At 49.9% G+C, this 23,189-nt stretch carries 15 protein-coding genes and 1 tRNA gene; 8 read left to right on the top strand and 8 right to left on the bottom strand.

The annotated features are described in order from the left end of the window. Positions 1-457: 457 nt before the first annotated feature. Genes dndB through dndE form a run of 4 tightly spaced genes read left to right on the top strand, consistent with a single transcriptional unit; the run spans position 458 to position 5,523 of the window. Positions 458-1,543: a DNA sulfur modification protein DndB gene (dndB, locus tag HP564_RS12040; protein WP_371243284.1), complete on the top strand. Its 1,086-nt coding sequence runs from the start codon at positions 458-460 to the stop codon at positions 1,541-1,543. Further along, complete coding sequence (gene dndC / locus HP564_RS12035; RefSeq protein WP_058706439.1) at positions 1,540-3,174, top strand: DNA phosphorothioation system sulfurtransferase DndC; 1,635 nt, start codon at positions 1,540-1,542, stop codon at positions 3,172-3,174. The genes dndB and dndC overlap by 4 nt, the downstream gene beginning before the upstream one ends. Next, positions 3,164-5,164: a DNA sulfur modification protein DndD gene (gene dndD, locus HP564_RS12030; protein ID WP_001577626.1), complete on the top strand. Its 2,001-nt coding sequence runs from the start codon at positions 3,164-3,166 to the stop codon at positions 5,162-5,164. Before dndC ends, dndD begins: the two co-directional genes overlap by 11 nt. After that, entirely contained in the window at positions 5,164-5,523 is a 360-nt protein-coding gene (gene dndE, locus HP564_RS12025; RefSeq protein WP_058675766.1) for a DNA sulfur modification protein DndE, read from the top strand. Before dndD ends, dndE begins: the two co-directional genes overlap by 1 nt. A gap of 284 nt (positions 5,524-5,807) precedes the next feature. Here dndE and dptH read toward each other — a convergent pair whose 3' ends face one another. From dptH to HP564_RS12000, 5 genes are all read right to left on the bottom strand, one after another. Beyond that, positions 5,808-10,856 (bottom strand): DNA phosphorothioation-dependent restriction protein DptH, encoded by a 5,049-nt coding sequence (gene dptH / locus HP564_RS12020; RefSeq protein WP_371243281.1) that lies wholly within the window; start codon positions 10,854-10,856, stop codon positions 5,808-5,810. Beyond that, a complete protein-coding gene (gene dptG / locus HP564_RS12015; RefSeq protein ID WP_058706441.1) occupies positions 10,837-12,192 on the bottom strand; it encodes a DNA phosphorothioation-dependent restriction protein DptG in 1,356 nt (451 codons plus the stop codon). The genes dptH and dptG overlap by 20 nt, the downstream gene beginning before the upstream one ends. Continuing rightward, positions 12,192-13,790 (bottom strand): DNA phosphorothioation-dependent restriction protein DptF, encoded by a 1,599-nt coding sequence (gene dptF / locus HP564_RS12010; RefSeq protein ID WP_058675763.1) that lies wholly within the window; start codon positions 13,788-13,790, stop codon positions 12,192-12,194. The genes dptG and dptF overlap by 1 nt, the downstream gene beginning before the upstream one ends. A 126-nt stretch (positions 13,791-13,916) precedes the next feature. Then, positions 13,917-15,218, bottom strand: coding sequence for a tyrosine-type recombinase/integrase (locus HP564_RS12005; RefSeq protein ID WP_371243278.1), 1,302 nt, complete (start codon positions 15,216-15,218; stop codon positions 13,917-13,919). A gap of 186 nt (positions 15,219-15,404) precedes the next feature. Continuing rightward, positions 15,405-15,489, bottom strand: a tRNA-Leu gene (locus tag HP564_RS12000). A 303-nt stretch (positions 15,490-15,792) separates the two neighbouring features. Between HP564_RS12000 and HP564_RS11995 the strand changes: the two genes are divergently transcribed. Continuing rightward, positions 15,793-16,314 carry a DUF2501 domain-containing protein gene (locus HP564_RS11995; protein WP_371243276.1) on the top strand — a complete coding sequence of 174 codons (522 nt, stop codon included), beginning with the start codon at positions 15,793-15,795 and terminating at the stop codon, positions 16,312-16,314. 70 nt (positions 16,315-16,384) lie between these two features. Here HP564_RS11995 and HP564_RS11990 read toward each other — a convergent pair whose 3' ends face one another. Continuing rightward, positions 16,385-17,767 (bottom strand): PLP-dependent aminotransferase family protein, encoded by a 1,383-nt coding sequence (locus HP564_RS11990; protein WP_371243274.1) that lies wholly within the window; start codon positions 17,765-17,767, stop codon positions 16,385-16,387. A gap of 115 nt (positions 17,768-17,882) precedes the next feature. Here HP564_RS11990 and HP564_RS11985 point away from each other — a divergent pair, with 115 nt between their 5' ends. The 3 genes from HP564_RS11985 to HP564_RS11975 all read left to right on the top strand — a co-directional run bounded on the left by HP564_RS11985 (position 17,883) and on the right by HP564_RS11975 (position 19,817). Next, complete coding sequence (locus HP564_RS11985; protein ID WP_371243363.1) at positions 17,883-18,362, top strand: carboxymuconolactone decarboxylase family protein; 480 nt, start codon at positions 17,883-17,885, stop codon at positions 18,360-18,362. A 94-nt stretch (positions 18,363-18,456) separates the two neighbouring features. After that, positions 18,457-19,092, top strand: coding sequence for a hypothetical protein (locus HP564_RS11980; protein ID WP_371243272.1), 636 nt, complete (start codon positions 18,457-18,459; stop codon positions 19,090-19,092). Between the two features lie 47 nt (positions 19,093-19,139). After that, entirely contained in the window at positions 19,140-19,817 is a 678-nt protein-coding gene (locus tag HP564_RS11975; RefSeq protein ID WP_371243270.1) for a MarC family NAAT transporter, read from the top strand. Positions 19,818-20,126: 309 nt separating this feature from the next. Here the strand turns inward: HP564_RS11975 and HP564_RS11970 are convergent, their stop codons facing one another. Both HP564_RS11970 and HP564_RS11965 read right to left on the bottom strand, forming a co-directional pair. Beyond that, positions 20,127-21,389 carry a cytochrome c gene (locus tag HP564_RS11970; protein WP_371243268.1) on the bottom strand — a complete coding sequence of 421 codons (1,263 nt, stop codon included), beginning with the start codon at positions 21,387-21,389 and terminating at the stop codon, positions 20,127-20,129. Between the two features lie 4 nt (positions 21,390-21,393). Next, positions 21,394-23,163, bottom strand: a complete 1,770-nt coding sequence (locus HP564_RS11965) for a GMC family oxidoreductase (protein ID WP_371243266.1) — start codon at positions 23,161-23,163, stop codon at positions 21,394-21,396. Positions 23,164-23,189: the final 26 nt, after the last annotated feature.

The raw sequence follows: 23,189 nt of genomic DNA, 5'->3' as shown, positions 1-23,189 counted from the left end.
AACGCATCGGGAAATAGTGAAGCGCTATATGTTATCGCAAGGGGTTTTTAGAAGAAGTTGGGGAAAGGGTATGCGGGAATGGGATTAGGAGAAATTTAACACCATACAAAATTTCCTTCTTTACATTGACACAAAGTTTTTTCACCTGAGAACATCGCTTCCAAATTACAGGTTGATGATTAATTCGCACTCATCCATTTGATTAATATAGGTAAATATTAATATTTTAAGATGCCAGTTACGCATTTTTTGCTTTACTTTAGGTATTGGTGCTTTTTGCAAGTGTTCAAAACTGTATATAACCTTTGAATTTGAAGAATTTTTTTCATTTGCTAGAAAGAATTGACTTCAAAATGGAATCTAGTACGCAATTTTTTACGTCAAAAGACTGTAAATCCGCACAGGCATTACGTAAAATATCACGTATCTTTTGAATGATATTTTCACGGATTACATTATGGCTAGTATTGATGCGGACTACTGCTACTCGTTCCCGGCTATACGTGGCATTCAGGCGGGGCGCCCTTTTTATATCGCTACTTGCCCAATGCGCATCATCCCTAAGATATTCAGTTTTGATGAAAATGACGTTCCTCCAGAGCTACGTGCACAGCGTACCTTGAACAAATCGCGCATTCCTGAAATGGTAAGGTACTTGCTTGAAAACCCTAAAGATTATGTTTTCTCTGCATTAACAGCTTCCATCGCGGTTGACGTTCAGTTTGATGAGTTTCCTGGGTCTAACAATCTGGGAACACTATCTGTTCCAATGGATGCACAGATTTTGATCAACGATGGTCAGCATCGTCGTAAGGCGATTGAAGATGCTTTGGATGCTCGTCCAGAACTTGGGCAGGATAACATTCCAGTACTGTTTTTTGTTGATGAGGGATTAAAACGCAGTCAGCAAATGTTCGCCGATCTGAATAAATACGCTATTCGCCCCAGCCCGTCGCTGGCGTCTCTATACGATCATCGCGATGCCAGTTCAAATCTGGCACGTTACCTGGCGATGTCCATAGAGCCCTTTGTTGGAATGACAGAACTGGAAAAATCTGGCATCAGTCAGCGGTCAAATAAGTTATTTACGTTGAGCAGCATCAAGCAGGCTACCCGCGCATTGTTGGGTAAAGATCCCAAAGAGAACAACTTTGAGGAATGCACTCAAATTGCTACCCAATATTGGCAAGCTATTTTTAGCGTGATGCCGGATTGGCAGCTAGCGGCTAAAAAAGAGGTTTCACCGGTTCAGTTACGACAAGATTATGTTCACGCTCATGGCATTGGATTGCAGGCACTTGGGCAACTGGGATATACCCTGCTAACGGATTATCCTGAGCAATGGCCGGAGAAAATAGCTGCACTGAAAACTTTTAACTGGCGCAGAAACAACCCGGATCTCGTCAAACGTGCGATGCAGCACGGCAAACTGAGTAAAACCAGTACCGCGATCCAGCTCACCTGTAATGCGCTAAAAACCGCGCTCTCAATCCCCCTCACTCCTGAAGAACAGGAGCTTGAAGCTCAAATGGTTGTCTCATGAGTACATTAGTTCAGGCCTACGATTTGGCCGAATATGAAGATTTTATTAATCAGGAGCAGTTCGCTGGACGCCCTCTGGCCGAATATGTTGCTGAGGTTCAAAGAATTTATTGTGCGGATAATCGTCCGTGGGTAATTGGCTACAGCGGCGGGAAAGATTCTTCTGCCGTAATTACGCTGGTGTATCTGGCTCTGCTTGGCCTGCCCCCGGAAATGCGCAACAAAGATGTTTTTGTGGTGTCGTCCGATACGCTGGTCGAAACGCCTGTGGTAGTTGATTTAATTAAGAAAACGATGTTGCAGATTGAGGCAGGCGCAAAGCGTAATGACCTGCCAATCACTCAACACGCAGTAACGCCTAAAACGAATGAAACCTTCTGGGTCAATTTACTGGGTAAAGGTTATCCGGCTCCAACCCGGAGTTTCCGTTGGTGCACTGAGCGCATGAAAATCAATCCGGTGAGTGACTTTATTAAAGATAAGGTCAGCCAGTTTGATGAAGTGATTGTTGTCCTGGGTTCACGTAGTAGTGAGAGTGCCTCCCGTGCACAGGTCATCGCAAAGCACAAAATTGATGGCTCACGCCTGGCCCGACATACCACGCTGGCAAATGCGTTTATCTATACCCCTATTGATACCTGGGATGTCGAAGACGTCTGGAAACTGCTGCGCGGCGCGTTCCGCTATGCCCCGGACGATATTGATGAGTGGGAAAGCCCGTGGGGTGGAAACAACCGTCCTCTGTGGACGCTATATATGGACTCTTCCGCTCAGGGTGAGTGTCCCCTGGTGATCGATGAAAGTACCCCTTCTTGTGGTAACTCCCGCTTTGGCTGCTGGACCTGTACCGTGGTCACCAAAGATAAAGCGATGGAGAGCCTGATCAAGAATGGCGAAGAATGGATGTCTCCGCTGCTGAAATACCGTGATCTGCTGGCATTTACCACCGATCCAGTAAATAAAGACACGTTTCGCAACTATAAACGTCGTACTGGCAAGGTCAGTTATCAGTATGCCAAAGATGGCGAAGAAATTAGTGCCGAGCGTAAACATGTTCCTGGCCCCTACTGGCTTAAGTATCGCCAGCAGTGGCTAAAAGAGCTGCTGGTAATCGAGCGTGATTTAAATGCTCAAGGCCATACGATTACGTTAATTACCCAACCGGAGCTGCATGCTATCCGTCAGGAATGGTTGAAAGATCCTAATGAACCAGACTGGTATGACACGCTACCGGGTATTTACCGAGAAGTGTATCAGCAGGATTTAGACTGGGTAGTGGACGATCAGTCGCGCTTTGACGCCAGCGATGCAGATTTGTTGATACAGATAGCTCAGGGATTTGACGTTGCACCCGAGATGGTCATGAAGCTGATTGAACTGGAAGTGTCAATGGAAGGGCTAAGCCGTCGTCAGGGGATTTTTGACAAACTCGGTACCATTCTAAAACAGGACTGGGGTAGTCTCGAAGAGATCCAGCAGCAACAAGCAGCACTACAAAAACGTAACGACCGGGATATTCACCAGGAAGAAGTCACCAGGCTGGAAGCTGAACTTCAGGTTCTACAGCGAAGAATTGTCGATGCCAGTGAATCCTCTGTTTTAGTCGAGGAGGAAAACGAACGTGCTCATTAAACAACTAGTGTTACATAATTTTCGGGTATTTAACGGTACTCATACCATTGATCTGGCCCCCAGAAAGCGCCCACACGATTTGAATCCACGACCTATTGTACTGTTTGGTGGTTTAAACGGTGCAGGGAAAACGTCGATCCTATCAGCGATCCGTCTAGCACTATATGGTCGGCTGGCGTTTGGCCTTGCCACTCAACAACAGGAATATGTCGAGCAACTTAGTTCGTTAATTCACAACGGTGCGTACGATATTGAACAACCTGAGGAAGCCGCTGTCGAATTGACCTTTACCTATAATAAGGGCGGCCATGAAGCGGAATTTACCGTTACGCGAACCTGGAAAAAAGGTAAGAAAGATCGCCTATCTCTGCAACAGGATGGACAGCCACTCAGTGAGCTGGATTACGATCAGTGCCAGGGGTTTCTTAATGAATTAATCCCGCATGGCATTGCCGATCTGTTCTTTTTTGATGGCGAGAAAATTGCGGAGCTGGCGGAAGATGAATCCGGCAATATTTTGCGTACCGCAGTGCGCCGTTTATTAGGTCTGGATCTGATATCCAAACTGCGTAATGACTTAATGATTTTTGTTAAGCGCCAGCAATCCAGCCAGTTGGTGGGTTCTCAACAACAGCAGATTGCAGAGCTTGAAAAACAAAGTAAAGAATTGGCCTGCCAGACTGAAGAGATACTGGAAAGAGCCGATTTTGCCAAATCGCGGATTGAGTTTATTTCTAAAGATATTATCCGTTATGAAGGTTTGCTAAATGCTCAGGGGGGGGCTTTTGCCCAGACAAAAGCGCAGGAAAAGCAGAAAGTTGATGCGTTATTGAAAGATAAGGAACGTCTGGAAAAAGCACTGCGTCAGGAATGTGATGGGCCGCTACCTTATGCGCTTGCGCCCACTATTTTGTCTCGTTTACTGCAACAAATTACTGATGAAACGCAGATTAAACAGGCAAAAAGCTTTGAAAAAGAGCTGAGCCAGTTTTTAACGCAACTCAGAAATGATATTGCATTTCGTTCTGAGGGAACTGGCAAAATAGCAGCTGAAGCGATTACCGATAATCTAAAAGAGTATATGGCAACTAAGCCTAAAGGCGATTTGCTGTTTGATATCTCTGAACGTGAAGCCGGTATGCTCCAACAGTCGATTGAACAAGACAGCAAAAAGGCATGGCAACGCTTCGATCTTTACCGTACCCAGTTATCAGAGACTGAACAGCAGTTAGAGCAGGCTGCTGCAAATATTGCCCGCGCCCCGGAAGACGACCAGTTAATGGAGCTCTTTGAGAAGCTACGCGAACTGGATAAGCAACGCGAAAAACAGCGGCAAAAATATCTTTCATTGCTGGAAGATGCTAAACGAATTAAGCAACAGCAACTGGATTGCGTTCGTCAGGTACAAAAAATGCATGATGTTGCCCGAAGTCAGCATGGCTTGAGTTGCGCCTTTAAAAACGCTCAAGAAACGATTAATTTACTCGATCGATACAGTGATGTATTAACGCAGGCAAGAGTGAAAACACTGTCAGCGAATTTCGAAATAGCCTATCGCAAACTGGCCCGTAAAGAAGATCTACAACTTAGTGCGCACATTAACCCAGAGACGTTTGACGTAGAGCTGATTGATGAACAAGGATCCGTCATAAAACGTAAGCTGCTTTCTGCCGGTGAAAAGCAAATTTATGCAATTGCTATTCTTGAGGCTTTAGCAAAAACCTCAGGCCGTGATTTACCGGTGATTATCGATACGCCATTAGGACGTCTGGATTCTCAGCATCGGGATAAACTGATTAACCACTATTTCCCGTTTGCCAGCCATCAGGTAGTGCTGCTATCTACTGATACGGAAGTGGATGAGCGTTATTTTGTTGATCAATTGCGTGATGATATCTCTCATGCTTATGAGATTGTGTTTAATGCACATACCAAATCTTCTGCACTGAAACCTGGCTATTTCTGGGAATTAACTAAGGAGGCGATATGATGCTCCCGAATCGAATGGTGCTTAGTCGTCAGACTGAAGAGCAGCTTAAAAAATTGAAAGGATATACAGGGATTACGCCCAATGTCGCTGCTCGACTGGCATTTTTCCGTTCGGTAGAGAGCGAGTTCCGTTATTCGCCTGAGCGGGATACCAAGAAGCTGGATGGCTCGCTGGTACTGGATAAAATTACGTGGCTGGGGGAGACATTACAGACTACAGAATTGGTGTTGAAGATGCTTTATCCACAGATGACGCAGAAGGATATGATTAAAGCCTGGGCAGCACATGTTGAGGATGGGATTGCGGGGTTAAGAAACTATCGCTCGGTAAAAGATTTTGTATATGGAGTATACAAATAATGGAAAATAATAAGTCGATATTCACCCCATCTTTGCTAACAAAGCATGAAAATGGCACACTAACAACGGTAATCTGTATTAGTCGCGACTTGATCTGACATATGGTAATCCCCCCGAAAAATCGATGCAGGCATAAGTAGAATTTTCTCCTAACCTGAATGCAGGGGGGATTACCAGTGCATATAACAACATCAAAGGATTATGAGGGGCCCTTTAGTCCCCTCGCCGCCAGCACGAAATTAACTAAATTTTTCAGAAAGCTAAGATCCATAGACCTACCAGGCTCAACCCTTAGAATTGTTCAGGCGGGATAACATGGAGGAAACCTTCACTTTCTTAACACTCATCTTCAACTGACCGTTATCCAAATGGTAGCCAACTGATAAACACTGTCCTTTGGATAGGTCTCCTAGTTGCTTTTCCCACTCAGCCTGCTTTGTACCTGGCATGCTCAGTTCAAGAATTTTCGCGTACGTCTTTGTCTCTGTTTTTGCTGGTGCAAAAATCAGCTTGTGACACGCCTGGAATAAACGATCTTGCTCATCTTTACGCAGCATACTTAGCGTTTGAGTCGCCAGAATTAGGGATACCCCAAACTTGCGTCCTTCCGTTAACATTTTGCCCAATGGGCTCTCCAGGCGATGATCGAGGTTCTGCACTTCATCCAATACAATAGGAATCGGTTTTTCCTTACTACCGTAACTACATGCGTAGGAGTATAGATCCCAAAGTAAAAACTCAGTACAAAGCATTGAAATATCGTGGTTAAGCGACGCAAGTTGCATAATTGTTGAGCGGTGATGTTCACTCTCAAACACATCATTCCAACTTTTATCACTGTCAGATGAAAACAAGTTAGACTTAACAAGAGGAGCCAGCTTGCTTGCAAGTGCTGGTCCTGCAGTTTCTTCCTCGTTTAGGTCATCCAACATATTCTGTAAGCTATAAGCACTACCATATCGTTGGACACCAGATTCAATCACTTCATTGAGCACTGCGATCTGGCGCTCGCCAATTGTCGAATATACCTTGTTAAAAACAGAGGCTACCCTTCCAGCCACCATATGAGGCTTCTCTTCGAGAAAAATCCCGCCAAAATCTTGCTTTTGAGCTCTAAATGGCGACATACCAAATGGCTCATTACAAAGAATATTGGATTTAGGATTTGTTCGTTCAATAAACTCCGGCTCAAGGTGATTCGGCAAGAATCCGTTTGTATAATCAATCACCAGCGACCGAATTTGAGCATCGGCCAAGCTCATCAACAAACCTTGTATACAGTAGGTCTTACCCTGCCCTGAGCTACCAAAAATGATCAGGTGACGGTTTGCTAAATCCTTGTGCCCGTACTCCCAGAAAACTTTTTCGCCGGTAAGCGTATTCTGACCAATTTCAACTCGGCATTCACTCGCATAATCTGGGGTTGGCTCTGCAGCTAACTTTGACGGCTCCTCTGTTTGGAGGTTCGGTTTTAAATCCTCTGGCTTATCGACCACAACGTCTAATGGAACGAGCGACTCTCTTTTTTTTAAAGCTGTCTGCCCCACCAACATATACTCCGCCGGCACATGGCAGATCTGTGCGATGTCCTTTTCGTTCATTAATACTTGAAGCGGGTGTTGCACCAGTGAAGGCAGCAAAGACATAGGAAGGTCAACCTTCAACACGCCATCCTGCATGTTATAGCCAGGTTCGAAACAGCTTCCGCTTTCAAGGTGGCTAACCACTAGACCTGCTGGATAGTTCTCAAGCTCCGCAATCGCGTAGTTACCGCGTAGCCACTCTTCTTTCTCTGCCAGCAGGGCTTCGAAATAGTCATTGCTGAATACGTTGTACAGCCGGTATTTGTCGATTTGCATCAACACTTGGCGGATAAACAAGCCTCGGTATAGCTTCGACGCCAGTGTCTCGTCGCTCAAAAGCTCTGTTAGATAGCGGCGAAGCTCATTCGCTTGCTGTACTGCTTTTTTGTAGTCTGGCGTGGAGCCTGTTTTCACTTCGACAGGAAGCAAATAAAGGTTACCCTCTTTAAAGCCCACCAGCAGTATATCATCTGAAATCGCGCCTTTTTTATATCTCTGCACATTGCGTGAGAAGTCACTGTCGGTCATTTTCAGGCCGATGTTACCCGACACGCGGATCATTTCACCAACTGAGAGCGGAACCCAGGTGATATCAGATTGGTGCACCAGACACGTCGCAAATTTATAGGCGCCGATAATGCCAGTTCGCTCTTTGCGAATGGTGTCGTTGCAAGTCAACATCTTCAGAAGCCAATCACCATTGAAGGCATTGAACTCGTTAATCTGCTTGCCGCCACTTTGTGCAACCACCCTTTCGAACAAACCACGCTGTGCCGTCACGGTTATCGCATCGTAGCTGGCTGAGCTGGTGTACTGATCAGAATAATGAATAAGCACGATACATTGATTGGTGTGGAAGAAGTCTAGCGTCACTTTCGGGTCGATGATGGTGGTCCAAATCGAGCTGTCATAAGAGCGCGCTAGCAGAGATTTAAAGTCTTCACTGACCGCAAGAGCAGGAGCATTGGCCCCCGTGTATTGTGTGCTGGGCTTAAATGCTGGTTCTATTAACGAGCCAACATACTTCGCTATTTCCAAGTGTGGTTGGTTACTATATTGAACGTTTTGCAAACCAAAAGCAGTGAAGTATGAGCCTTCATCACTTTTAGAAGCGTCGCCCGTCAGCAGACCATCACACGCAATACCACTAGGCATGTCGTCAACGCTCAAGGTCGTTAACTTCACGTTGTCGTTGTTTCTGAAAAAAGACAGGTGCGAGTAGGCTTGCCCTTCGCGTTCACTTTGAGCATTGGTAAACTTGCTGTAAGTTAGCCGGGTTCTCAGAATATCGATAATGGTGTCGGCATTTTCTCGCACTTTCTCTCGGTCCAATTCCAACCAAGACTTTAATTCTTCGTAATTGAACGTTTCTGCAAACTGGTCAAATGCATTGAAAACCAGCTCATCATCGTAGAGGTTGACATGAATTGATGCCGCTTTATCGAGGTTATCTTTTACATAGTCAACCAAACCGAGGAATAACTCTTCTGCACGATCTTGATTCACGGCATTCACCAACACACTCTTCTCTGAGCCGGTAAACAAGTGGAGAAACGCTTTTTGGAACTCGTTGATCTTTTCTTTAACCAGCTTGCGAACGAACTTCAGACAACTTTTCTGGTGAGGGACACTTTTAACCCAAAACCCGTTTTCTGTTACTTGCTGGTTGTAGGCAAACCCATGCTTGGGATGATAGACATACGGAAGCAGTCCACTTGGCCCCAAGCGATTGAACGTGACAGATGGCAAGTCAGCAAAGCTGTCATCTTTTTGCATTTCATTACAAAGATTTAAGTAGTAAGCCAACACCATTGGGTGGAATGGCGAGTAATATTCTTCACCATTCTCGCGAACCAAACCGATTTGCATCACAAGCTTTTGCTCTTTGGTAAGCATGCCACCAGTTGGGATCGCGTTGAAATAATCAAGGAATGCATCCACGGTCGCTTTCACGAGTGCCGTAAATATAGGCCCCCACGAAACCAACGAAATAGTTGTTCGTCGGCTCGCTAGATAGTCAAACAGTGCTTGGTATGCTGAGTGAAGACCGTCATCAATAGACCTTAACTGTTCCAACGCCATGCTGTTGGATTCCGCTAGGTAGACTTGCTTTTGCTGAACGAAACACTCTTCCCAACGAAGTAGGCTAATGCGCGGCTCCATGACGCGAAATTCACTATGATCGATCGCGACAACGTCTTTACTCGGATAAAGCTCGCCAAACACGTGATCGTCAAACAATTTGTGGAAGCGAGATTGGTTAAGCAGCAATGGAAAGGACAGGCTGCTTTCTACCTGTTCACCCTCAATATAAAATGTCAGGGAATTATCACCTGATTTCACCACAAAGCTGATTTCTTCTGACTCGTTGGCCAAAGATTCAAAATCGACAACACCAAATTCTGCGCGGTCAACCACTTCACCGACATCATCTAGGCTTCGGTTTGCAGTTAGCGCCGGGTTAATAACCAAGCTGTTGTCTACCGTTTTCAAGGTAAGGCGTTTTTTTGAAGGCTCAACGGCGAAAATGTTTTTGAATGCCTCGAGGTGAAACTCGCCTTTTCTGACAACCAAGCAACGGAAGTTATGGTGTTCAGAGGTATTGTCACGCTTCAATGCTAGCGTGAAAAACAAAGGCTCATTGGCATAACTAGCTGCTAGAGTAGCGTTTGCCCCTTTACTAGTTAGGCGCGTGCTGATGACTTCTTGTTTGCCAAGTGCATTCGCTGGCGAGACTTTAAACTGCTCTTTTCTTAAATCGCTGATGCCAGAAAAGCTCAGTTTAAGTTCAAACTCACTTTGCCCTTCTTCCAGTGCAATAATCAAGTGACGGTCACGCAATCCTGCTTTAGTTTCTTTTGGGTAGCGACCAATCACTTGCGCATTATTGGTCTCGTCTTCACCTTCATGCTTAAGGTTCTGAATCTTATTCCTTTTGATCTCTTCTCGATAAGTTTCAAACTCCACATCTTTCCAACCATCGTCAGAAAAATGTTCTTTGATAAACCTACTACTAAAGCCTTTCAGCCTTTCTTCGAGTTGCTGACCAAAATGCTCTACTTCAAACGACAACTCTTGGTAAAGCGTACGGTTTTCTTCTAGGCGCTGTTTGATTTGTTTTTTATTGCCCGATAACTCAGCAACAAAAGGATCCTCAAACATGCCTAGCTCGCTGAAACACAGCTCGCCATCCTCAACTGCCTTGTATAAAGACTCGAAACCGAACATGGTCGCACCATCTTCCAAAATCGCGTCAAATTGGTCGTCCAAAAGGCAAAGCGAAACGTCTCGAGATTTGTCAGATTGCTCAATAAAGCCACTAAGAGCGCATTTGATGTTCCCTGGACTCCACACCTGGCCAGACTGGCCAAGATCTTCCGCCGAGTTGATGAGAGTATCTAGGCGACTATTGTGAATAACCACCAGTGCACAGCCCTTCAACGGACCTTCCCGGCTTGCTATTTCGTCACGCAAATTAGAGATGTAGTTTTCGGTAAAGCCCGTTTCACTCGCATCTTCGCTATGAAGCACTGGCACCACTTTGCAGTCTTCTAGGTCTAAATAGCTCAGCGCTACACCATTGCGATCTTCGCTCTCTCCTCCTTTTCGCGCTAAGAGCGCATCGAAAAGTCGCTGACTATTAGCATGGTCAGGAGAGTTAAACTGGTAGCGATAGCCTGCGCGGATGTTTCCTTTCGCGTGCAGTAAAAACTGCTCAACCAGAAACGATTCAAATTGTTTTGCGCACATACACTGCATCTCCACTATCACTCATGCGTTCAACGTTGCCAATTCGCTCATAGAACTTAATAAGCTCTTGTTCTGTCTGCTTATCAACAAAAATCCCCCTTTGCTGTAAGCCAATTATCAGCTCATGGAAGCGAAGCTTTTCTTCCTTACCCACCACCAGGTTAGTAAGCAAAATAATGTGGTCTTGAGTGAGTACTAACACCCGACCAGAGCGACCACGAGCTTGCACGAAGCCAGTAGCCATGTTTTCTTCAACCGCTTTAATATATTTTTTGATAGTCCCCGGACGGTCGGTTTTAGGGTCTCTGAACTGTTCTTCAGCAAGCTTCAAAGCATATTCCAACCAATCAATTGCGGTTTCTGCTTTTTCAGGTATTGCTGTTTCAAGTTTTCTGTTGTGGCGAAACATTTTTGCGTAATTTTCAATATACCCAGCTAGATCACTCCGCTCTGAACTCTTAATATCCTTTGCCAATTGCCACAAAGGTTTTTTTAATTTTTCTGGGTTTGGTTGAAGATTTTCCAGCATAGAGAGGAAGGGAAACAGCTTGAAAGACGATTCGCTAAAAAGCTTGTAACCGTGCTTTTTGATATGGATACGTTCACTGCTGGCGCGCTCATGATCCATGATGAAATACAGCGGTTTCGCGGTTGGGGCTTCACCTGTTTTCCAATCCGACAACGATAGGCTTAATTGAGCCGTGTAAGCAAAGCCATAGAATGCCAAGAAACGCTCGAACTCATCCAACAGGTATTTCGGATAACCAGTTAAAAACTCGAGGTCACGTTTAAACGCCTCTGCTATATAGGGCAAATATGGTGACTCGGTCACTTGGAAGTCCTTGTCACGATCTGACTCTGTTTTGTCTAAAAGCGTTTTAAGAAACTCCTCTTCGAGGAAGTTCAAGTTAGATTCAAATCGTTCAATTTGCTGTCCTTGAAGTAAGTTAATAAACAAGGATGCCATTCGCATGTCGCGCGTGTACTTGTTATCTTGACTCTTCTGGCTCTTAAACAACAGAAACTCAGGGGTTACCGAGAATATATTTTCATTAGTGAAATACATATCTTCAAGTACACTCCAAAATGCCTCTTCACCCAATTTTTTTTGTAAGTTGTTTTTGCAATCCGCAGTAAAATCTTGGTAATTGTACTTTTCTATTTTTTTACAAAGTAATCCACGCAGGACTAAGCCCACGACTGATGACCAGTCAAAATCATTGCCTTGCGTACGAATGGGAATGTAACTGCTCAACGTATTCTTATTTTGGAACTTATCAGCTACCGTTTGTGGCAAACCGGCCTTTATCGGTAATGTGAAATTATCGGTCGTCATTAGTGCATACCACTCACTTCAAAATAGTCACTTTCTTCTTTCACGATTTTGTAGCGCTTATCACCCTTGAGAATAAAAAAGGTCTCTTTTTGCTTAGCTACTGTCAGCATCTGTTCCAATGCTTCATCAAGTAACAAAACAGCATTTTTGTCGTGCTTGTTAGGGCGATACCCCTGCCCAATCTTGACCAAAAGCTCAAGTAGTTTGACGCTAATTGGCATTGGCTTAAGCGATTGTTCATCGACTTTCAGATACACATTGAAGGTGCCTATTTTTTCGAGTGTACTGTTTTGTATTGCTGAAAAATCGGCCTTAACTTCAAGAGACACCGCCGTTTTGTAGCCATTAAGCTCAGAAACTAAATACTCGTCTTTGTCGAGTGTTGGGGCATGACGATTACAATAGCGGTGAAGCGCTGCGATCAGCGTTTCTTTGTAGAAACTGCCAAGCAGTTTGCGCATCTTTCCTGAACCATCGAAATCACGATGTCGCATCCAGACAGATGCATAGGTTTCTACCAGATTGTTTGTGAACTCGTTTTGGATAGGCGTTACAAACTCATTGCTGAGCTCTTTGTCACCCCGAAGCAAATAGAAAAGGCGAAGAAAAGACGTTGCTTTGGTTACCTCGTAAAAACCAAGCTCGTTAATTTTAGATCTAAACGCATTGAAACGCTCATCTTCAATGCCCAGCTCATGCTGAAGCACAAACTCATCGACGGTGCGCGTGTGCAGATTACTTGGGTCAAAACCCTGTATACGGGATAACAGCTCGTTATCACTGCCTGCAAACAAGTTGTCGAACAAGTAGCCATCCGCCGCGAGCAACTGGAAAATGAAATCCAGTAACGCTCGGGCCGTGAGGAACTGATCTTTGATAAGACGGGCTTTGAGTAATAAGCCGATCAGAGATTCCTGAACTGAAGGGCGACTCAGCAGCGCATAGTTTGCCGTCAGGCGAGTATGACCTAGAGATTTGAGCTCTTTGTCATAAAGCGCATAGAAAGGATTCTCAAGCGTTTGTGCTGTCAATCTTTTTAGAAATTTTTCTGCAAAGTCTGATGCACAGCCCTCAGCATTGAAGGTGAATTTTGGATAGTCTTCAAAATCCAAGAATACGTACTGCTTTGGAATTGCTGATCGCTTACGAGAGAGAAAGTCTCTGAGCACCTTTTTGATGTCGCTATGCTCTTTGGAACCTTCTTCTGCATAATTGCCGAGCATACCAACGTTAATACCCACAACAAGTGGTTTATGACTTTGCTTGAACTGGGTGAATCTTTGATCAAGAGCTTGAATGGCTGTCTGGCTTGGATTGAAGCTGTGAGTCGCATCCAAATGGAAGTCATGAGTCACTTTGTGCTTTTGGCTGTACTGCGTCAAGATCTCAGACTTGCCATCACCACTACTTCCGCATAGGAAGATGACTTGATTGGACTTAGCAGATAGGAGTGCTTTTTTAAAATCCGCTTCTATATCTGTCGTGATGTATATGTATCTCTTGAATCCAACGAGGTGATCTTGATAGTGCTCTCTCTCGGTACTGACCGCATACGGTGAAGACTTTGAGAGAATGCTGAGAGCTTGTGCAAATTTCAACGGTCATTATTCCTTGAAATAATCAATAGGTTAAATATTACTAAAAAATGCACTATATTACTGTGATTTCAATACGAATATAGAGTGTCATCATAATGGACAAAAATCGATGAAAGAGACTGTAATTTAAATTGTGTATCTGCCTGTTTTTGATATGTTCCTCCTTTGACCTGCTCCCCGGTTGATCTTCGCATAGTCAAACGGCGTAATCCCTTTCTCCCGGTTCGCATCCAGAAAATCAGCCCACCACTGCAACATCAACTTGCGCTCATCCAGATGTTCCGCTTTATGGATATACGCCGCCCTCACCGAATTGCGTTCCATATGGCTCATCTGCCTTTCCACCGCATCCTTCGACCATAGCCCTGACTCAATTAACGAACTACAGGCCATTGTGCGGAAGCCGTGCCCGCAAACCTCAACTTTAGTGTCATAACCCATCACGCGTAGGGCACTGTTTACGGTATTTTCACTCATTGGCTTACGCGGATCATGATCGCCAATAAAAATCAGCTCATGTTCGCCACAGAACTGTTTTATCTGCTTTAGGATCGCCAGCGCCTGCTTTGAAAGCGGCACCAGATGCGGTGTACGCATCTTTGAGCCTCGCTGAGAATGTTTTACATCAGGAATAGGCTCTCGCTCAGGCGGGATGGTCCACGTTGACGTTTCAAAATCGATTTCTGACCAGCGAGCAAAACGCAGCTCACTGGATCGAATAAAGATAAGCAGGGTGAGTTCTGTTGCCCAGCGGGTTAGCGGCCTGCCGGTGTAGCTGTCTATTTTCTGTAGTAACTCAGGAATGCGCTTTAATTCCAGCGCCGGACGATGTTGTCGATTACCGGAAGCAACCGCCCCAGCCATCTCTTGTGCCGGGTTATAATCAATTAACCCACTTTGCACTGCATAACGCATGATGGCCGTAGTGCGCTGTTGAAGACGGGCAGCAACCTCAAGACGTCCAGACATCTCTACGGCTTTAATGGGTGCTAATAAATCGCGAGTTTTTAACTCAGCGATGTTACGCTCACCAAGCGCTGCGAAGAGATTATCTTCCAGACTTTTTAGCACACGATGGGCATGATCTTCAGACCACTTTTTATTGGTGCCATGCCACTCGATCGCTACCTCTTTGAAGGTTCGAGCTTTACTCTGCTCAACCTTATCATTTTTCTTTTTGTCTCCCGGATCGACGCCATTCGCTAGCAGCTTACGCGCTTCGTCACGACGTGCTCTGGCATCCGCCAGTGTGATTTCAGGGTAAACCCCAAGTGCCAGCATCTTTTGCTTTCCGCCAAAGCGGTACTGCAGACGCCAGTATCTTGAACCATTTGGGCGGACGAGAAGATGCATACCGTTGCCATCGGTCAGCTTATATTGCTTATCCATTGGCTTGGCTGTTCTGACTTTGATATCTGTTAGAGCCATGCTTATCCCCTCCCTGTTGGTACAAGCATTATCGAACCGGAAATACCATCATCTGTACCAACATCTGTTGGTAGATGTACGTTGAAGTCGGTTGACCTTGAGAGAGTTAATATAGCGGGAATGATGGGTAAATACTGGATTTCAGGCACAAAAAAAGACGTCCGTTGACGTCTATTGATGTTCCGATGGTGCCGAAGGCCGGACTCGAACCGGCACGTATTTCTACGGTTGATTTTGAATCAACTGCGTCTACCGATTTCGCCACTCCGGCACGGAAGGGATGCGGAAAACGTTGGGGATTATACCCTTACCCACCCGCCGCGCAACCGGAATCACCCGGTCTGTGCGCTAAGCGTCGAAAAAAACATCACTCGCCGCCCCTCGCTCGCTCGCCCGCTAAATCACGCCCTTCCCCACGCCCATTTGCCCGCTGAAACGCCTGCTATCCCCCTACAGAATCCTCCTATTCCCTCCGGGTGACAGAGCACGTTCGGAACTTTCCCACTGCAGATCCCTCTTAGCAAAACTGGCGCAGCAATCGATCGCGCGCAGGTTGAACACAGACGAGGATAAAATGAATAAAACCACACAACGCACTCTTTTGGGGATGGGATTCACGGCGCTGCTGCTGGCAGGCAGCGCATCGGCGGCAAGCTGGCAGGATCAGCTGAGCAGCGCGGCGTCGCAGCTCAGCCAGCAGAACAACAGCAACTCCAGCACGACCAACAGCACCGCGCAGAACGGCGGACTGTCGCTCGGCTCGCTGACGGGTCTGCTGAACGGCGGCGACAAGGCGGTCAGCGCCAACAGCATGACCAATGCCGCTGGCGTGATGCAGTACTGCGTGCAGCACAACGTGGTGGATAACAACGTGAAGTCGGTGAAAGAGCAGGTGCTGGACAAGCTCGGCCTGAGCAGCCAGACGGCACAGACGCAGAACACCGACTACCAGCAGGGGATCGCCGGCCTGCTGAACACCGGCAACGGCCAGCAGCTAAACCTGCAAAGCCTGAGCAACTCGCCAATGGGCGAGAAGCTGAAAACCAAAGCCTGCGACGTGGTGTTGAAGCAGGGCAAAAAATACATCGGCATGTAATCCGCCGCTGTACGGGCGCGAGCTGTCCCTCGCGCCTCTCTTCTTACGCAACGGCCTGCCAAACCGTTGGTCACGCCATCGCCCTTCTCGTCTCCGCCTCCACGCCCTGTAGCAGCGCCAGCGCCTGCTCATACGTCCGGATAGTGGTATAGCCAATCACCAGCCCGTAGCGCTTCTGCGTCTGCATATACCAGCCGGAGAGCGGCAGCACCCGCAGCTGATGCCGCTGCCATATCTCCGCCAGCGCCACATCCTCAATGCCACGCCGCAGAAAGGCGACAATATGCATGCCGCCATCGGTGAGCTGATACTCAAACAGATCCGGAAAGCACGCCTGTAGTGCGTCGAGCATCATGCGGCGACGCTGCTGATAAAGGATGCGCATCTTTTTGATATGGCGATAGAAGTGCCCTTCGCTGAGAAACTGCGCGAGGATTTTCTGCGGCAGCAGCGGCAGGCCGTTCTCCAGGATCTCGCCCAGCTCGTGAAAGCGCGCCAGCGTCGCTCTGGGCATCACCAGATAGCCAATGCGCATCGCGGGCATAACGGTTTTACTGAAGGTACCGGTATAAATCACCCGGTCGTGCGTATCGAGGCTCTTTAACGCCGGGATCACCTTGCGCGTGTAGTGAAACTCCCCGTCATAGTCATCCTCAATTATCCAGCTCTCGTTCTCTTGCGCCCACGCCAGCAGCTGATGCTTGCGCGGCAGCGACAGCGTTACCGCCAGCGGACTCTGATGGGTCGGCGTCACCACCGCAAAACGCGCGTCGGCGTGATAGCGCAGCAGATGATCGACGTCGATCCCGTCGCGATCGACCGGCACATAGTGCAGGCTGGGCGCGATCCGTTTCAGCAGCTTCTGCCCGAAGAAGTAGCCGGGATCTTCAAACAGCACTTTGTCGCCCGCCTGCGCCAGCACCGCCAGAATCAGCCGCAGGCTGGCGCGATAGCCGCTGGTAATAAAGATCTGCTCTGGCTGGCAGTCGAGCCCGCGCGAGATGTTGAGGTAGCTGGCAATCGCCTCGCGCAGCGGCGTATAGCCCATCACCGGCGGGATCAGCATCTCATCTGGCCGCAGGCTGCGCGCCGCTTTGCCGGATATCAGCAGCCACTTCTTCAGCGGAAAGGCGTCCAGCGACGGAATGCCGAGCCGCATCTCGCCTTTGCTCTCCCGCTGCTCACTACGCAGCGGCAGATCGCGCTGCTCTGGCTGCCAGGTCGGCTCCTCTTTGGTAACAGGCGTCAGCGCGGGATTAACGCGCGTGCCCTTCGCGCCCTGGCTGACGAAGTAGCCTTCGCCAATCAGGATCTCATAGGCAGCCTCTACCGTTTTGCGCGCCACGCGCAGCTCGCTGGCCAGCACGCGGATCGCCGGCACGCGATCGCCCGGCTTCAGTACGCCCGCCTGGATCTGCTGACGATAGCGCGCGTAAATCTCTCTGTATCCCACCGCTATGTCCTGCCTGTTTTCACGTTTTATGGCCCTTTTTACTCTGACATGAAAGGCTATGATGCATCCAGCTTTTAGCCACTCTCCCTTTACCGTTCTGCAAGAGGAAAAGATCGTGACATCACGCATTAACCATTTTAAAACCGTCCCGGCGCTGGCAAAATCCCTCGGCGACGTCTCCATGGCGCTACGCAAAACTTCGCTGGACGCCACGCTGAAGCATCTGGTGGATATTCGCGCCTCGCAGCTGAATCACTGTGCGTTCTGCCTCGATATGCACGTAAAGGAGGCAAAGCTGCACGGCGAGCGCGAGCTGCGTCTGCATCACGTTGCCATCTGGCGCGAATCGCCGCTGTTTAGCGCGCGGGAGAAAGCGGCGCTGGCGCTGACTGAAGCTCTGACGCGCATCGGCGAACAGGGCGTCAGCGAAGCGCTCTACGGCGAGCTGCGTGAGCACTTCTCCGAGGTGGAGATCAGCGAGCTGGCCTTTACCATCGCGGTGATCAACAGCTGGAACCGCCTGCAAATCCTGTCGCAGATGGCGCCGGGCGCGCTCGACAGCGCGTATGGGCTGGATCGCGCTGAATTACATTAATTTTCATGCCAGCAGCGCAGGCTGCTGGCTGCCCCATGTTTTTCTGCGCGTCCTGAAGCTATAGTGACGTTTTGTACTACAAAGGACAGCGCGCATGAAAGGCATCAACATTGCGATTTACTTCGATCCCGATCTCATTTTCGCCACCGTTCATCAGCCGGACGGCAGCTATCTGAGCAAAAACTTCCAGTATGACGATGCGGTTATTGAAGAGATCTATCAGTGGCTGGAACAGTTCACCCCGAACCGCACCCATATCTGCCTGCTCGAGCATGACACCGCCGACATCCTTGCCGATGAGCTGGTCGATAACGGCTATCACGTTCATCGCGTCAGTACCCACCAGCTGCTGGAGTGGTTTACCGCCACGCCGCCCGCCACGCCGGATGGCTCGCCGGTGCGCGCGCTGCTGCGCTATCTGGAAGAGGAAAAGCCTGAAGAGTACGTCTCGCGCACGCCGCAGATCGAAGCCCTGCTCGATATGTTCGACGATCTGGATGCGCTGGAAGAAGTGGAAGAAGATGATGACGAAGACAGCCTGCCGGATGACGTGCTGCGCCTGGTGAAGCAGAAAAAGATCACAGGTATTGCCGCGGCGCAGAGCCTGATCCCGGAGCTGAACGAACGCATCCGCGAGCACCTGATGCGCTACCCGGAACTGATGACGCCCGAACTGCTGGAAGACTTCTTCCCCGAGCTGTTAGAAGCGATGGAGCGCCCCAAACACTAACCTTTCCCGGACATGCGCGCCTGTTCGCGCTATAACAGAGGACGCTTATGCAGGCGTTATTAGAAGCCACTGGACTGGGGCTGGTCATACTGCTGCCGCTCGCCAACCCGCTCACCACCGTTGCACTCTTTTTGGGGCTGGCGAGCGACATGAACTTCAGCGAGCGCAACCGCCAGGCTTTCCAGGCATCACTCTATGTGTTCGCCATCATGATGGTGGCGTGGTACGCCGGTAACGCGGTGCTTAACACCTTTGGCATCTCCATTCCCGGCCTGCGCATCGCGGGCGGCATGATCGTCGCCTTTATCGGCTTCCGCATGCTGTTTCCCGTGCAGCCGGCTGGCCATTCAGTTGAGGCGCAGCACAAACTGGATGAGCTGGACAACAGCGACGCGCGTCAGGAGCCGGTTAATATCGCTTTCGTGCCGCTGGCGATGCCGAGCACCGCCGGACCTGGTACTATCGCGATGATTATCAGCTCCGCGTCGACGGTGAAAAGCGGCGTTGATTTTCCCGCGTGGGTTATCACCGTTGCGCCGCCGCTGACCTTTCTGATCGTTGCGCTGATCCTGTGGGTCGCGCTGCGCAGTTCAGGCAGCATTATGAAGCTGGTAGGAAAAAGCGGTATTGAAGCGATTTCTCGCCTGATGGGTTTTTTGCTGGTCTGTATGGGCGTGCAGTTTGTGATTAACGGCGTGCTGGAGGTAGTGCATAACTTCCATTAAGGCAGGTATCGAAGAGCAAAACGTCTGCTCGGTGATCAGCTAAAGCGCTCTTTCAGACGGCTAACAAACTTAAAACGCGGGTGGCATGGACCGAAGAGCAAAGCGTCCCGCGACAGGACAAAAACGCCGGGAGCGTTTTTGAACAACGCGAAGCGTTGGCCTGTTTACGGGCGCACCTCAGGATGAGGTGTGTATTGTCGCGGGCCGAGCTGCCAGGGATGGCGCTTTTTGCGTCTTTGCGATCGGGCCTTGCCACCCGCGTCTGCACCGTAAGCAACAAAACAAAGGGCGCCGCGGCGCCCTTTTCTTTTACTTCTCTTCGTGCTTCAGCGACTTCCGCACATCCGCAACCTGCTCCCTGCTCACCGCTGGCGCGTTGTTGCTCCAGCCCTGACGGATAAAGGTCGCGAGCTGCGCCACTTCGTCGTCGCTCAGACGCTGGCCGAAGCCCGGCATCGCCAGCGTCGACGGTGCCTTCTCGGTAGAGGGCTGCTGCGCGCCTTCCAGGATAGTGTGGATCAGCCCGGTGGGATCTTTAGCGTTAACGATTGTCGCCTGATCCAGCTCCGGGAAGATCCCCGGCGCGCCTTTACCGGTGACAAAGTGGCAGGCGCCGCAGTTGTCGAGGTAGAGACGCTCGCCTTCGCTCAGGTTCTTCGCCGCCGTCAGCTTCGCTTCGGTCTGCTGCTGCGCCTGCACGTTGTAGGCCTGCAGCGGCGGATTGCCGCCCAGGAACTTCAGGTAGGCAGCAACGGCTTTCAGATCGGCGTCGGTCATGTGCGAACTGCTGTGCTCAATCACCGACTTCATCTCGCCGCCTACCGCCGCCTTGTCGTTGCGGCCGGTCTGCAGGTAGTCGACGATCTCCTGCTCGCTCCAGCGCGGCAGACCGCGCAGCGACGGCACCTCCCAGTTGTTCAGGCTGCCGCCCGCCAGGAACGTCGCATCGCCGCTGTCGAGCGCCTTCTCGTTCATGCCAAAGCCGCGCGGCGTATGGCAGCTGCCGCAGTGGCCGAGGCTCTCAACGATATAGGCACCGCGGTTAATCTCATCAGAGGCACCGCCGATCGGCTGGAACGGCTTGTCGCTGGTAAAGGCCCAGTTCCAGAAACGCATGCCCCAGCGCTGGCTGAACGGAAAGCTCAGGCTGGTCTCCGGCGGCTGCTCGGCGCTCGGCTGCACGCCCTTCATGAAGTAGACATAGAGCGCGTGCATATCTTCATCGCTGATTTTGGCGTAGTCCGGGTACGGCATCGCCGGATAGAGACGGGATCCGTTCGCCAGCACGCCTTTGCGCACCGCGTCAGAGAACTGCTGCTCGCTGTAGTTGCCGATACCGTGCGCTTTGTCCGGCGTGATGTTGGTCGAATAGATGGTGCCAAGGTTCGACTCAATCGCCAGCCCGCCGGAATAGTCCGGCTTGCCCGCGACAGAGTGGCAGGCCATACAGTCGCCGAGACGCGACAGGTATTCGCCCTTCCTGATGAGCTGGGCCTCATCTTCCGCATGCGCCTGACTCACCATGCATCCCAGCAGCACGGCGTTGGCGAGTAACAATGATTTCAGTTTCATATGCTTATGCCTGTACCAGTGGGCCGGGGTTTTTCAGATACTGTTCCTTGATCGCCTGCGCCGCCATCAGCGTAATCGCACCGATGGTATCGGTCGGGTTCGCCTGGAAGTTCTGCGGGAAGGCGTTACCGCCCGGTACAAACACGTTATGCACGTCCCAGCTCTGCAGATACTTGTTCAGCGCAGAGGTTTGCGGGTTGTCGCCCATTACCGCGCCGCCCACGTTGTGGGTCGAGACATATTTGGTCAGGTCGAAGTTGGCGTCCATCGGCAGGAAGCTCATGCTCATGCTGTCCGGGTTCAGTTCTTTACTGATATTGCCAACAATGCCTTTCAGATACTGTTGCAGCCTGAGCTCGTTCTGTTTCCAGTTAAAGGTCATGCGCAGCAGCGGCTGGCCACGGTGATCGGTGTAGTTGGGATCCAGATCGAGATAAACATCGCGGTACGACTGGCAGGTCGTGGTGATGCTGATCTTCATAGAATGGCCATACCACTCTTCCAGCCCCTCTTTGTAGCCCATTCCCCAGCTCGGCGTGCCTTTTGGCAGCGCGGTGGCGATCGGCGTACCGGTGGCCTGTGAACTGTGGATCTTCGCGCCGCCAAGGAAGCCCAGGCCCGGACCGTCGAAGTTGCCTGGCGAGATGTCGTTGAACATCTGGCCGGTGGCGCCTGCGGTGGCGTACGGGTTGAAGTTTTTGTCCTTGAAGAACAGGGTCGCACCGCCGTTTGACAGAAAGGCGTAGTTGCGCCCGACCACGCCTTCTTCGGTGATCGGGTTGTACGGCTTGCCGATGCCGGAGAGCAGCATCAGACGCACGTTATAGAGCTGGAAGCTGGAGAGCACCACAATCTTCGCCGGCTGGAAGACTTCGTTACCGTCAACGTCGTAGTAGATCACGCCTTTGGCGGTTTTCTTGTCGTCGTGTAGCACGACCTTCACCACTTCCGCATGCACTTCATAGGAGAAGTTCGGCAGACGCTTCAGCGCATCCATCACGGCGGTCTGCGGTGACGCTTTGGAGTAGTTCAGGCACGGATACTTTGAGCAATAGCCGCAGTAGTTGCAGGGCGCGATCTGGTTGCCGTAGGGGTTTTTCCACGCACGTGACACACACGCCGACGGGTTCGGGAACGGATGGTAGCCCAGCTTCGTTGCCGCCTCTTTGAACATCACGTTGTTCAGCGTGTCTTCCAGCGCCGGCAGCGGGTAAGGCTCAGAGCGCGGGCCTTCGAACGGATCGCCCCCTTCCAGAATCTGACCGCGCAGGTTGCCGGTGGTGCCCGACTGACCGCAGATCAGTTCAAACTTGTAGAAGTAGGGCTCGATCTCATCCCAGCTGAAGGGGAAATCCATCACGCGCATATCTTCCTGCAGGATGCCTGGCTTGTAGGCCTCATCCACATAGCTTTTCAGCTTGATGTCGGTCGGGGTAGGACGGATCAACACCGCCGTCCAGTGCATGCCTGCGCCACCCACGCCGGTGCCTGGTGCGAATGCGCCCCATTTGCGAGTCGGCAGCGCCGTCTGGGTGGTGTCGTAGCGCACGGTGACCGCCACTTCTTTTGGCGTCGCGAACACTTTATTACGCACGTTATAGGCGTATTCGTCAGCCGGTTTCGGGTAGGCGAAGTCGGGGTAGTCGCGCTCGCCGCCGCGCTCTAACGCGCGCACTTCGAGGCCGGCCAGTGCCAGTTCAATGCTCATCAGCGAGCCGGCCCAGCCGAGGCCGCAAACGACGACGTCGACTTCTTTTTTAGTAATCTGTGCCATGATAATCCTGTCTCAAATACCTGATT

Source organism: Pantoea sp. KPR_PJ, assembly GCF_041386365.1.
Classification (GTDB): Bacteria; Pseudomonadota; Gammaproteobacteria; order Enterobacterales; family Enterobacteriaceae; genus Pantoea.
The sequence above is the reverse complement of the archived record's forward strand: the minus strand, read 5'-3'. Positions and strand labels throughout refer to the sequence as shown.